The 13,263-nt window shown below is 66.3% G+C and carries 10 protein-coding genes and 1 tRNA gene; 8 read left to right on the top strand and 3 right to left on the bottom strand.

The features are described from left to right. Positions 1–40: 40 nt before the first annotated feature. On the bottom strand, positions 41–1,288 hold the full coding sequence (locus tag QOJ24_RS19745; RefSeq protein ID WP_526264271.1) for a glycoside hydrolase family 27 protein: 1,248 nt from the start codon (positions 1,286–1,288) through the stop codon (positions 41–43). 61 nt (positions 1,289–1,349) lie between these two features. Beyond that, a complete protein-coding gene (locus QOJ24_RS19740; RefSeq protein ID WP_526264269.1) occupies positions 1,350–1,892 on the bottom strand; it encodes a M15 family metallopeptidase in 543 nt (180 codons plus the stop codon). Between the two features lie 185 nt (positions 1,893–2,077). Between QOJ24_RS19740 and QOJ24_RS19735 the strand changes: the two genes are divergently transcribed. Then, positions 2,078–3,415: a serine/threonine-protein kinase gene (locus tag QOJ24_RS19735; RefSeq protein ID WP_526264268.1), complete on the top strand. Its 1,338-nt coding sequence runs from the start codon at positions 2,078–2,080 to the stop codon at positions 3,413–3,415. Here QOJ24_RS19735 and QOJ24_RS19730 read toward each other — a convergent pair. Further along, positions 3,416–3,488 (bottom strand) — tRNA-Arg (locus QOJ24_RS19730). Between the two features lie 164 nt (positions 3,489–3,652). Between QOJ24_RS19730 and QOJ24_RS19725 the strand changes: the two genes are divergently transcribed. The 7 genes from QOJ24_RS19725 to QOJ24_RS19695 form a co-directional block, all read left to right on the top strand. Then, positions 3,653–5,137, top strand: a complete 1,485-nt coding sequence (locus QOJ24_RS19725; RefSeq protein WP_526264341.1) for a wax ester/triacylglycerol synthase family O-acyltransferase — start codon at positions 3,653–3,655, stop codon at positions 5,135–5,137. Next, complete coding sequence (locus QOJ24_RS19720; RefSeq protein WP_526264266.1) at positions 5,134–6,876, top strand: HAD-IB family hydrolase/lysophospholipid acyltransferase family protein; 1,743 nt, start codon at positions 5,134–5,136, stop codon at positions 6,874–6,876. The genes QOJ24_RS19725 and QOJ24_RS19720 overlap by 4 nt, the downstream gene beginning before the upstream one ends. Before the next feature lie 14 nt (positions 6,877–6,890). Then, positions 6,891–9,215, top strand: a complete 2,325-nt coding sequence (locus tag QOJ24_RS19715; protein WP_526264339.1) for a glycerol-3-phosphate 1-O-acyltransferase — start codon at positions 6,891–6,893, stop codon at positions 9,213–9,215. Between the two features lie 29 nt (positions 9,216–9,244). Beyond that, entirely contained in the window at positions 9,245–11,245 is a 2,001-nt protein-coding gene (locus QOJ24_RS19710; RefSeq protein ID WP_526264264.1) for a bifunctional copper resistance protein CopD/cytochrome c oxidase assembly protein, read from the top strand. Positions 11,246–11,247: 2 nt separating this feature from the next. After that, positions 11,248–11,982, top strand: coding sequence for a class I SAM-dependent DNA methyltransferase (locus QOJ24_RS19705; protein ID WP_526264262.1), 735 nt, complete (start codon positions 11,248–11,250; stop codon positions 11,980–11,982). A 220-nt stretch (positions 11,983–12,202) separates the two neighbouring features. After that, positions 12,203–12,679, top strand: coding sequence for a single-stranded DNA-binding protein (locus QOJ24_RS19700; protein ID WP_526264260.1), 477 nt, complete (start codon positions 12,203–12,205; stop codon positions 12,677–12,679). Positions 12,680–12,774: 95 nt separating this feature from the next. Then, positions 12,775–13,263: ATP-binding cassette domain-containing protein (locus QOJ24_RS19695; protein WP_526264258.1), on the top strand; the 489-nt coding region annotated here is incomplete at its 3' end.

The raw sequence follows: 13,263 nt of genomic DNA, 5'->3' as shown, positions 1-13,263 counted from the left end.
GTCCCGGCTATGGCTGAGGTGCCATGTTCCTGTGAATAGGTCACCCGCAGGAGTTCACCGTGAACATCGCCACGCCGTGCGACGGGACCAGGACAGGACCGACCGCTCCAGTGCTGTCGCTTTCGGTATGAGCCCACAGATCACGCAAGCGGTAACAGCTGCTGGCCGGTAAACCCACTGCCGCCGCAGTGGTTCCGACGTCACCGGGGGTGGCGCCCGCGTTGGTCAGCGCCACGGCGACCGCGCCGTGGGCAAGCGGCTTGATCCAGACGCGTGCGTCGCCCTGCAGCGGATGTCCCTGTGCGACAAGCGGATCCTGGTCGACGGCGATGACATCGTGGTTGGTCAGGATGGCCAGCGTCTGCGGACTCATCGTGCGGACATCGTTGCCCGCCAACAGCGGCGCCGCCAGCATCGCCCACAGCGAGAAGTGCGCGCGCTGCTCGGTGTCGTTCAGGCCGGGCTGCGCCGGTCCGAGGGACATCGTGGGGTGCGAGCGGACAAACTCGTTCCAGCCGAGCCCGATCACCATCATGTCGGGATCGTTGATGTGGGTTGGGCCGCTCCTGTCGGCCTGCGGGATTGCTACACCGGCGCCCTGCACGACACCGGCCAGACCTCGAGACCACAGCGCGTCGTCACCCCATGCGGGAACCAGATCGACCGAGTTGCGGTTCATGTCCGCGATCTTCGACCAGTCGTATCGGGTTCCGGCGGCGGCGTCGTCCGAACTGTTCGGGTTGATGCTGTAGAAGATGCGACGGCCGGTGGCGTGCAGAGCATCTCGCATCGCGGAGAAGTAGTGCACCTGCAAGGTGTGCGGGGCCTGCGGCCGACACCAGTCGTACTTGAGGTAGTCGACGCCCCAATCGGCGAATGTCTGCGCGTCGATGCGCTCGTGCCCCGCCCCGCCGATGCGCGGATCCTGGCCGCAGCCCTGGTTGAACGGACTGTGGTAGATGCCCAGGTACATGTGGCGATCGTGGGCGTAGCGGGCGATACCGGCTATCCCGTGCGGGAAGCGCGCGGGGTCCGCCTGCAGCTTGCCATTCCGGTCGCGGGTTGATGCCGCCCAGCCGGCGTCGAGGTTGACGTACCGGTAGCCGGCGTCGCGCAGGCCAGATGACACCATCGCGTCGATGGTTTGCCTGACCGTCTGCTCGGTCAGCGATACTCCCGAATTCCACGAGTTCCAGCCCATTGGGGGAAGCATCGGCGCGCCACTGGGCGCACTGCAGCCTGCGGTGACGACGGCGGCGCAGACCGCCAGCACCAGGAGCCGACGCACAGGATCAGCGTGGCATCGCTTCCTGGCAATGACGTTGTGGATTCATGTGTGCGCGCGATTGTCAGCCAGCGGCGTTGGGCCGCAACGGTGGGCATGCGCCGCCGTAGTCGCTCGCGAGCTCGAAGTGCCAGATCTCATTCGCATAGATTTGGCACAGCCCGTACGCCGAGCCGTTTCGGATCAGCCAGTCGTCGGCGCCTGCGGGACCGACGTCGACGGCCTTGCCGATCACATGCTTCGACACCTGTGGCGACGTGACGTACTGGCTCGCAATCTCGGCGCTGCCGTACTGGACGACGGCATCGTCGAACAACTGCTGCTGGAACTCGGGTGACCGCCATCCCGACGTCAGGCCGATGGTGATGCCTTGGACGGCGGCGTCGTCGGCAGCCCGCTCGACGGCGTCGAGCAATGCGGGGTCGAGTCGGTTCACGGCAGGGCTGGACAGATCGAACGGGCTCAGCCGCTGACCGTCGGGAAGCCCTCCCTCGGCGCTGAAGTCCATTGATGGGCCGGTCCCGGAATCGGCTGCCGCGGGAGCGGCGGCACCGAAGCCGGCCAGCACCACAACCGCTGCTAGCAGCCAATTTCGCGTCAATCGCACAGGGGTATTATCGACGCTGACCCCGGGAGTTGCGAAATCGTCGGCCGGTAGCCACGTCCGTTAGCCCGCCCACTGGCTTTCCGCCCAGGTTCGCCCGTTAGGGTCATGCCTTCGATGGAAGGTTTCGAACTGCGGCAAACGGGCGATAACGGCGGTATGTGGCGCCATCCGGATTGGCGGAGTCGATGCCGCTAGCCCCCGGCGATGTGTTTGCCGGCTATACGGTCGTCCGGGCGCTCGGGTCAGGCGGCATGGGCGAGGTGTATCTCGTCGATCACCCCAGGCTGCCGCGTCGGGATGCCCTCAAGCTGCTGCCCCTCGAACTCACGACCGATCGCGAGTATCGGGAACGGTTCAACCGCGAAGCCGACATCGTTGCGAACCTCTGGCATCCGCACATCGTGGGTGTGCACGACCGCGGCGAGTTCGGTGGTCAGTTCTGGATCACCATGGACTACGTCGAGGGCACTGACGCCGGGCAACTTCTGCAGCGGTACGGAGGCCGTGGGTTGCCTGCCGAAGAGGTTGCGCTCGTGGTTTCCGCGGTTGCAGACGCGCTGGATTATGCCCACGAGCGCCAACTCCTGCATCGCGACGTCAAGCCGTCGAACATCCTGCTGTCCGAGGATGATTCGAGCCGCCAACGGATCCTGTTGGCCGACTTCGGCATCGCGAGGCGGGTCAATGACTCGAGCGGGTTGACCGCGACGGACATGACCGTCGGAACCGTGGCATACGCAGCACCGGAGCAGCTCATGGGTGAGGCGATCGACGGCCGAGCCGACCAGTACGCGCTCGCGGCGACGGCCTTTCATCTGCTGACCGGACAGCAGCCGTTCCAGCACACTAATCCGGCGGTCGTCATCAGCCAGCACCTCACGGCGCCGCCGCCTGCGATCGCCGACAGGGTTCCGGAGCTGTCGCGGCTGGGCCCGGTGATCTCCAAGGCCCTTGCGAAGAAGCCAGAGGATCGGTACCCCACGTGCATGGCCTTCGCTGATGTGCTGGCGAAATGCCTCGGTGGCACACCGCATGATCACGGTGCTGACGGCGCCACGCTGCCGGCGCCGAAGACGCCACGCGTCACGACGAAGCCACCGACTCAGCGCCGCTGGCTGCGGTGGGCGGTAGTGGCGGCAGCTTTCGTGGTGCTCGCCTGCGCGGCCGTCGCGATTGCACTGCACTTCGTTGACCGGCAGCGCACCACCACGGCTGCGCCGCCTCCGCCGACGGCGACGATTCCTGTGGTGTTGATCGGTGCGGACTGCGCCACGCTGGGCGCGGAAGGGATGACCGCGGCCGGGCAGACGGCGTACTGCGCAAGATTGCCGGACACCGGCGACATCATGTGGTCGATCTACTCGGGAAAGGTACCGGAGCCCAGCGATACACCGGCGCCGACTGACGAGGTCTACCCGCCTGGCATCGAGGAGCAGGTTCGCGTCTGCGTGCAGCAGACGGGGCAGACCCGTGTGAAGTGCCGCGAGGACGTTCGGCAGGGAAATCTGTCCGGGCCCGCGTAGCGCCCCCGGCAGGACTCGAACCTGCGACCGACCGCTTAGAAGGCGGTTGCTCTATCCGCTGAGCTACGGGGGCAGCGCACTCACCCTAACCGAGCAAGCGAGTCCCCTCCGACCGTCGTGCTGCCGCTCCTACATCGCCACCAAAGGCACGTCACAGCGAGTTACGGCGGACTAGCGTGGGTACAGGATAGGCGAGCCAACGGGAGGAGCAGCAACGATGGCAGGGTGGCCGCAGCCATGAGCGACGCGCTGGAACCGGATGCGGCCGAACCTCCCGAGGAACTCAGTCCCGTCGACCTGATATTGCATCGCGGCGAGGCCAACCCACGCACGCGGTCGGGGATCATGACGCTCGAGATTCTCGACAGCTCCCCGGATTGGGAACGCTTCCGGACGAGGTTCGAGAATGCGTCGCGGAAGGTGTTGCGGCTGCGGCAAAAGGTGGTGATGCCGACGCTGCCGACGGCGCCCGCGCGCTGGGTGATCGACCCGGACTTCAACCTCGACTTCCACGTGCGTCGCGTCCGTGTCTCCGAACCCGGCACCCTGCGCGAGGTCATGGATCTCGCCGAGGTCGCGCTGCAGTCGCCGCTCGACATCTCGCGCCCGCTGTGGACGGCGACGCTCATCGAGGGACTCGCAGGCGGCCGGGCAGCCCTGATGGTACATCTCAGCCACGCCGTCACCGATGGCGTCGGTGGTGTCGAGATGTTCGCCAACATCTACGACCTCGAGCGTGACCCGCCTGCGCAAAGCGCTCCGCCGCTACCCATTCCGCAGGACCTGTCGCCGAACGACCTTATGCGGCAGGGGTTCAATCGGCTCCCCGGAGCGATAGCGGGCGGGGTTCGCGATGCGATATTGGGCGCTGTGCAGGCGGTCGGCCAGGTGATACGCGACCCTGTCTCGTCGGTCGGCAGCGCCGTGGACTACGCGATGTCGGGCGCCCGGGTGATGGGGCCCGCGGCCGCACCATCGCCGGTGCTGCAGCGGCGCAGCCTGTCGTCGCGCAGCGATGCGATCGACATCGTGTTCGGTGATCTGCACAGGGCAGCCAAGGCGGCCGAAGGCTCGATCAACGACGCATACCTGGCGGGACTATGCGGCGCACTGCGGCTCTACCACGAACACATGGGCGTGCCGATCGACACGTTGCCGATGGCAATTCCGGTCAACATGCGGTCCGACAACGATCCCGCGGGTGGCAACCGATTCGCCGGAGTCAATCTCGCGGCGCCCATCGGCATCGTCGACCCCGCGAAGCGGATCAAGAGCATCCGGTCGCAAATGACCCGAAAACGAGACGAGCGCGCCGTGAACATGGTCGGCGTCATCGCTCCGATGCTCAGCCTGTTGCCGGACACGGTGCTCGAGTCGATGGCCGGTTCGGTCGTCAATTCCGATGTGCAGGCCAGCAATGTGCCTGTCTACGCCGGGAACACCTTCATCGCGGGCGCAAAGATCCTGCGGCAGTATGGACTCGGCCCGCTGCCGGGGGTGGCGATGATGGTCGTGCTGATGTCGCGGGCCGGCTACATCACCGTCACCGCCCGCTACGACCGCGCCGCCGTGACGGACGGCAACTTCTTCGCGACGTGCCTACAACGGGGATTCGACGAAGTCCTCGCCCTGGGCGGCGAAGGACGTTCCGTCCCAGCATCATTCACACCTATCATCGATGAGCCCAGTCCTCCATCACTGAACGGAAACAGCGCCCTATGACACCGGCAGACGACCAGACGACACGGCGTGCCAACCGGCGGACCATGCGGTTGCCCGGCTCGGTCGCCGAGATCCAGGCCAGCCCGGCGGGTCCCAAGGTCGGCGCGTTCTTCGACCTGGACGGCACCCTGGTGGCCGGCTTCACCGGCGTCATCATGACCCAGGATCGCTTGCGGCGCGGTCAGATGGGCGTCGGCGAGTTCATCGGCATGGTGCAGGCCGGCCTGAACCATCAGCTGGGCCGGTCGGAGTTCGAGGACCTCATCGGCAAGGGCGCGCGCATGTTGCGTGGCAGCTCGCTCGGCGACATCGACGAACTCGCCGAGCGGCTCTTCATGCAGAAGATCATCGGACGCATTTATCCCGAGATGCGCGACCTTGTTCGCGCTCACATGGAGCGGGGCCACACCGTCGTGCTCAGCTCATCGGCGCTGACGGTTCAGGTGGAACCGGTGGCACGCTTCCTCGGGATCAAGAACGTGCTGAGCAACATGTTCGAGACCGACGACGACGGTCTGATCACCGGTGAGGTGAAGACGCCGATCATCTGGGGTCCCGGCAAGGCAAGGGCGGTGCAGGCGTTCGCCGCCGAAAACGGCGTCGACCTGTCCAAGAGCTACTTTTATGCCGACGGCGACGAGGACGTCGCGCTGATGTATCTGGTCGGCAACCCACGGCCCACCAATCCGGCGGGCAAGCTGGCCGCCGTTGCGGCCAAACGAGGTTGGCCGGTGCTGCGCTTCAGCAGCCGCAGCGGCAGCAGCCCGCTGTCCCAACTGCGCACGGCCGCCGGCGTGGCGTCACTGGTGCCCATCGCGGCAGGTGCAGTCGGCCTCGGCCTACTGACGCGCAACAAGCGCACCGGCGTCAACTTCTTCACGTCGGCGTTCGGGCGGTCACTGTTGACGGCCACCGGCGTGAACATCAACCTGCTCGGAAAAGAAAACCTGACCAAGAAGCGGCCCGCGGTGTTCATCTTCAACCACCGCAACCAAGTCGACCCCGTCATCGCGGGCAGGCTCGTCGACACCAACTTCACCTCGGTCGGCAAGAAGGAACTCGAGAACGACCCGATCGTCGGCACCATCGGCAAGGTAATGGACGCGGCGTTCATCGACCGGGACAACCCGAAGGCCGCGGTCGAAGGGCTGAGGAAGGTCGAGGAGAACGCCAAGAAGGGCCTCTCCATCCTGATCGCGCCGGAGGGCACCCGCCTCGACACCACCGAGGTCGGCCCCTTCAAGAAGGGCCCGTTCCGCATCGCGATGTCTGCCGGAATCCCGATCGTGCCCATCATCATTCGCAATGCCGAAGTGATCTCGGCGCGCGATTCCACGACCTTCAATCCCGGCACCGTCGACGTCGTCGTGTACCCGCCGATATCCACCGACGACTGGACCGTGGAAAACGTGTCGGACAAGATCGCCGAGGTACGCCAGCTCTACTTGGACACGCTGAGAGACTGGCCGCACGACTCGGTTCCGAAGATCGGGCCGTACGCGCGGACCAGGAGTACGGCCAAGAAGACAGCCGCGAAGAAGGCTGCGCCGGTGGGGAAGTCGGCGCCCGCCAAGCAGGCTGCGCCGGCCAAGAAGGCAGGCGCGAAGAAGGCTGCGCCGGCCAAGAAGGTGGCACCTGCGAAGGCAACAGCCGCGAAGACCACCAAGGCGACGGCCAAGAAGGCACCGGCCAAGAAGGCGCCGGCCAAAAAGGCGGCCGCGAAGAAGGGACGGCCGTGACCGCCGCCGACCCGATGGCTCCCTTCTCCACCACCGACGATGCGTTGGTGCTGGCGTCGGTGGGGTCGCCTGCCGAGCGAGAGTTGTTGAGCGACTGGCTACAACAGCAGAAGCGCGAACACCCTGAGGCCAACGTCGCGGTGCTGGAGTTTCCCGACGGCGAGCCGCCGCCGGGCGTGCTGGCGCGCCTCGTCCAGGAACTCGAAGCCGACGAAGACCGCAGCGTTGTTCCCGTGCGGGTCTTCTGGATGCCTCGCGGGCTGCCCACCCGTTCCAAGGTGGTCGCACTGATCTCGGGTCGCGACACCTATCGGCCGCCCGAGATTCTGCAGAAACGCTTCCTCAAGCGAGACCCGTCACGCGCGCGGGTGGTGGCGGGGGAGCCCGCGAAGGTTTCCGAGCTGCGCCAGCAGTGGAGCGACACCACCGTCGGCGAAAACCCCCGCGACTTAGCCCATTTCGTGATCCGGCGCGCCAGCCTGGCCATCGAACGTGTCGAGTTGCGGCTGCTCGGACCCGAGTACAAGTCACCGCAGCTGGTGAAGCCGGAGATGCTGGCGTCGTCGCGGTTCAGGGAGGGGCTGGAGAAGATTCCCGGCGCGACGCTCGAAAAAGCGGGCGAGATGATCGACGAACTGGGCACCGGGTGGAGCCGGTTCTCCGTCGATCTCATTCCGTCGATGGGCCGGGCGATCTTCAGCCGGGGGTTCGACCCGAACATCGACTACGACCGCGCCGAGATCGAGAACATGCGGCACGCGTTGGAAACCCATCCCGCCGTGCTGCTGTTCTCCCACCGGTCCTACCTCGACGGTGCGATCGTGCCGGTCGCGATGCAGGAAAATCGGCTGCCGCCTGTGCACACCTTTGCGGGCATCAACCTGTCGTTCGGGTTCATGGGACCGCTGATGCGCCGCTCCGGCGTCATCTTCATCCGGCGCAAACTCGACGACCCGCTGTACAAGTACGTGCTCCGACAGTTCATCGGCTACATCGTCGAGAAGCGGTTCAATCTGAGCTGGTCGATCGAGGGCACCCGGTCCAGAACCGGAAAGATGTTGCCGCCCAAGCTGGGTCTGATGAGCTACGTGGCCGACGCCTATCTCGAGGGTCGCAGCGGCGACATCCTCCTTCAGCCGGTGTCGATCAGCTTCGACCAACTGCACGAGACAGCCGAGTACGCGGCGTACGCCCGCGGCGGTGAGAAGACGCCCGAGGGGGTGTCCTGGCTGTACAACTTCATCAAGGCTCAGGGCGAACGCAATTACGGCAAGATCTACGTGCGATTCCCCGAAGCCGTGTCGATGCGGGAGTACCTGGGCGAGCCCGGCGGGCCGATCGGAGAAGACGAGGCCGCCAAACGCCTTGCCATGCAGAAGATGGCCATCGAGGTGTCCTGGCGGATCCTGCGCGCGACACCGGTCAACGCGACGGGTCTGGTCGCCGCGCTTCTTCTGACCACCCGCGGCACCGCGCTGACGCTGGACCAACTGCATCACACGCTGCAGGACTCGCTGGACTACTTGGAGCGCAAGCAGACTCCGGTCACCAACAGCGTGCTGCGGCTACGGACAGCCGACGGCGTACGGTCCGCCCTGGACGCGCTGTCCAACCGCCATCCGGTCACGCGGGTCGACGGCGGACGCGAGCCGGTGTGGCGGATCGCACCCGAGCAGGAGCACGAGGCGGCGTTCTACCGCAATACGATCATCGATGCCTTCCTCGAAACCGCCATCGTCGAACTCGCGCTGGCCTACGCCGCGCGGGCCGACGGAGATCGGTTGGAAGCGTTCTGGACTCAGGCGATGCGGCTGCGCGCCCTGTTGAAGTTCGACTTCTACTTCGCGGAGTCGACGGCTTTCCGTGAGCACCTCGCCGAGGAGATGGCGTGGCACGACGACTGGGAGGCCCATGTCGCCGCCGGCGGCGAGGAGATCGATCCGCTGCTGCGGGCGAAGCGGCCGTTGATCTCCCAGGCCGTGCTGCGGCCCTATTTCGAGGCGTACGAGATCGTGGCCGACGTGCTGCGCGACGCCCCCGCCGAGATCGACGAGAAGGACCTGACGAATAAGGCGATGGGCATCGGCAACCAGTACGTCGCGCAGAATCGGGTACGCAGCACCGAGGCGGTTTCGGCGCTGCTGTTCGCCACCGCGCGTCAAGTGGTCGCCGACCAGCATCTGCTGGAACCGGCGGCGGATCTGGTTGAGCGGCGGACCGCCTTCCGCGACGAACTGCGCGACGTGCTGCGCGACATGGACCGGGTCGAGGAGATCTCCCGCGAGCAGTTCTACGCCCGCGAGATGAACCGACGCGGTCTGCGCGACGCGTTCGAGTAGCCCACAGGGCGGGGCCATACGCTTGGAGCATGACCACGGCCACCCAGAACGTGCGCACCAGCGCTGTGTGGCCTGTGCTGCTCGGGGTCGCAGCGCTGGCAGGCGTGACCGCGGCGGGCCTCGGCGCGATGACGCTGGCCGACGCGCTGACCGCGACGGGCCTGCCCGATCCGGGTCCGGTCACCACCTACGGCCTGCCGTTCGTGCGCGCCGCGGGCGAGATCGCGGCCGTCGTCGCCGTCGGGTCGTTCATGTTCGCCGCGTTCATGGTGCCACCGCAGCAGAATGGGGTTCTCGACGCCGACGGGTATCGGGCGTTGCGCGTCGGGACCGTTGCGTCGGCGATATGGACGGTGTGCTCGGCGCTGCTGGTGCCGCTGACCGTTTCCGACGTCACCGGCCAGCCCCTGACGTCACGGCTCAGCCCGTCGGACATCTGGGCGGTGGCCGGCCTGGTCGAAACGGCAGGCGCATGGCGCTGGACGGCGGTCCTTGCCGCGATCGTCACGGTCGTGAGCATCCCGGTGCTGCGGTGGTCGCCGACGCCGATGTTGTTCGCGGGGTCGCTGGTGACGCTGCTGCCGCTTGCGCTGACCGGGCACTCGTCGTCGGGTGGCTCGCACGACCTGGCCACCAACAGCCTGCTCATCCATTTGATCGCCGCCGCGCTGTGGGCGGGCGGCCTGTTGGCGCTTCTCGTGCATACCTTGCGGGGCGGCGGGCACGCCGATCTGGCCGCGCGCCGATTCTCGGCTGTCGCGTTGTGGTGCTTCATCGCGATGGCGATCAGCGGCGTCGTCAACGCCCTGGTGCGGATCCGGCCCGGTGACCTGTTCGACGACGGTTACGGTCTGCTCATCATCGCCAAGGCCGTCGCGTTGTGCACGCTGGGTGCCATCGGTTGGCGACAGCGGCGCAGCGGTATTGCGGCACTGCAAGCCGACCCGGCGGCACGCGGGCCGCTGATCCGGCTGGCGATGACCGAGGCGGTCGTCTTCGGTCTCACCTTCGGCATTGCGGTCGCGTTGAGCAGGACTCCGCCGCCGCCACCGCCGGTGTTCAACCCGTCCATCCCCGCCGTCGAGATCGGCTACGACTTCGCCGGGCCGCCGACGGTGGCCCGCGTGCTGTTCGACTGGCGCTTCGACCTCATCTTCGGGACCGCGGCCATCGTGATGGCGCTGGTCTACATCGCCGGTGTGATACGACTGCGTCGGCGTGGCGACGTATGGCCGACGGGCCGGATCGTCGCGTGGCTACTCGGCTGCCTGGTGTTGTTGTTCACGACGTCGTCGGGTATCGGTCGGTACATGCCCGCGATGTTCAGCATGCACATGGCCGCCCACATGCTGCTGTCGATGCTGACGCCGATCCTGCTCGTGCTCGGTGCGCCGGTGACGCTGGCGCTGCGCGCGCTGCCCGCCGCGGGAAAGGCGCTACCACCGGGACCGCGCGAATGGCTTCTGGCCGCACTACATTCACGCGTATCACGGTTCCTCACCAATCCGATCGTCGCGACGGTGTTGTTCGTCGCCGGGTTTTACGGCCTGTACTTCGGCGGGATCTTCGACGCCGCAGTCGGCACCCATGCAGCGCACGTCGCGATGAACCTGCACTTCCTGCTGACCGGATACCTGTTCTACTGGGTCGTCATCGGCGTCGACCCCACTCCACGACCGATACCGCCGCTGGGCAAGGTCGGAATGGTCTTCGCGTCGCTGCCACTGCACGCGTTCTTTGGCGTCGTGCTGATGAGCACCAACAGCGTGCTGGGGGAGAGCTTCTACAAGTCGCTGCAACTGTACTGGCACACCGACCTGCTCGGCGATCAGAAGCTCGGCGGTGGAATCGCTTGGTCGGCAGGTGAAATCCCGCTCGTCGTGGTGATGATCGCGCTGCTGGTGCAGTGGACTCGCAGCGACCGGCGCACCTCCACGCGGCTGGACCGCGCCGCCGACCGTGACGATGACGCGGACCTGGCCGCATACAACGCGATGTTGGCTCAACTGTCGAAGCGGGACCCGCGCTAGCCGTGACCGACGACGGGTACTTCGGCGAAGAGATAGCCGCTCGCTACGACGCCGACACATCGGGCATGCACGATCAGAGCGTCATCGAAACCGTCGTCGATGTGCTCGCCGGCCTCGCCGGTGACGGGCGGGCGCTGGAATTCGGTGTCGGGACGGGTCGTATCGCCCTTCCGCTCGCGCGACGGGGCGTCGAGGTTCACGGCATCGACCTGTCGAAGGCGATGGTCGCACGGTTGTACGAGAAGCCGGGCGGAGCGGCGGTCGGCGTGACAATCGGAGACTTTTCCGGCGCGCGTGTACCCGGCGACTTCTCGTTGGCCTACCTGGTTTTCAACACGATCAACAACCTCACGACTCAAGATGCCCAGGTTGCCTGCTTCGTCAACGCCGCCGCGCATCTGCACCGGGGTGGCAGCTTCGTCGTCGAGGTCGGCGTCCCGGCGCTGCGACTGCTGCCGCCGGGACAGCGCGCCGTCCCGTTCGACGTCGGCGAGAAGTGCTGGGCCTACGACCTTTACGACTGCGCAACGCAGGCGATGAGCTCCAACTACGTCGACGAGGATGACGGCAATGCGCGGCTGAGGTCCATTCCGTTCCGCTATGTGTGGCCCGCCGAACTCGACCTGATGGCCCGCATCGCCGGACTCGTTCTCGTCGAGCGATGGCAGGACTGGGACGGCACACCGTTCACCCACGAGAGCAGCCGGCACGTCTCGGTGTGGCAGAAGCAGGCCTAGCTCTAACCGCTTGTTTCCCCGAAACGGAATTCCAGCACCCCTGCACTCGCACTTTCGGTGCTGGAATTCCGTTTCGCGGGTCAGGCATCGACCGCTCATCCACAGTCCGCGATTCATCCACAGGTCACGCCCGACGGCGGCGGGCGATGCCGCGATGCGTCGGCCCCGGCCGGGTCAATGGCGAGGTACGGCGAAACCAGATCAATCGAAAGGACGAGCAATGTTCGAGACACCGTTCACTGTGGTCGGCACCATCATCACCGATCCGATCCTGCGCAGGGTCGGCGATCAGGAGGTCTACAAATTCCGGGTGGCCAGCAATTCGCGGCGGCGCACCCCCGACGGCAACTGGGAGCCGGGCAACTCCCTGTACGTCTCGGTCAACTGCTGGGGCAAGCGTCTGGTGAAGGGCGTCGCGGGTTCGCTCGGGAAGGGAGACCCGGTCATCGTTGTTGGATATGTGCACACCAGCGAGTACGAAGACCGCGAAGGCGTTCGGCGTTCGTCGCTGGAAGTGCGGGCCACCGCGGTCGGGGCGGATCTTGCGCGAAGTGTCGCGGGAATCGATCGACCGAAGGCCAATGGCTTGACCAGCGACGATGCTGCGGATACCACGGACGACGCGCCGGGCGAAGACGCCGAGACGACCGAGCCGGACGAGGCCGCCGGCGAGAAGGCTCTCCCGGTGCCTGCATAGCCGGATCGGGCCGCTGACGCGCGGTCGGGACGACCATGGTCAACGCCTACGATGGTCCGCGAGCAATACCAAGACCAGAGAGGCATTACAACGGCATGGCCGATTTCATCTACACGATGCGGAAGGTCCGCAAGGCGCACGGCGACAAGGTGATCCTTGACGACGTCACTCTGAATTTCCTGCCCGGCGCGAAGATCGGCGTGGTCGGTCCCAACGGCGCGGGAAAGTCGAGCGTCCTGCGGATCATGGCCGGCCTGGACCAGCCCAACAACGGCGACGCGTTCATTCAGCCCGGCGCGACCGTCGGAATCCTGCAGCAGGAGCCGCAGCTCGACGAGGACAAGACCGTCCGCGAGAACGTCGAAGCCGGTGTAGCCATCAAGGGCAAGCTCAACCGGTACAACGAGGTCGCCGAGCTGATGGCCACCGACTACACCGACGAGCTGATGGACGAGATGGGCCAGCTCCAGGAGGAGCTCGACGCGGCCGACGCGTGGGACATCGATTCCCAGCTCGAGCAGGCGATGGACGCTCTGCGCTGCCCGCCACCCGACGAGCCGGTGACCCACCTCTCCGGCGGTGAG

The sequence above is a fragment of the Mycobacterium sp. genome, from assembly GCF_032159775.1.
GTDB lineage: Bacteria > Actinomycetota > Actinomycetes > Mycobacteriales > Mycobacteriaceae > Mycobacterium.
Note: the sequence above shows the minus strand (reverse complement) of the source record. Positions and strands in the feature narration are given on the sequence as shown.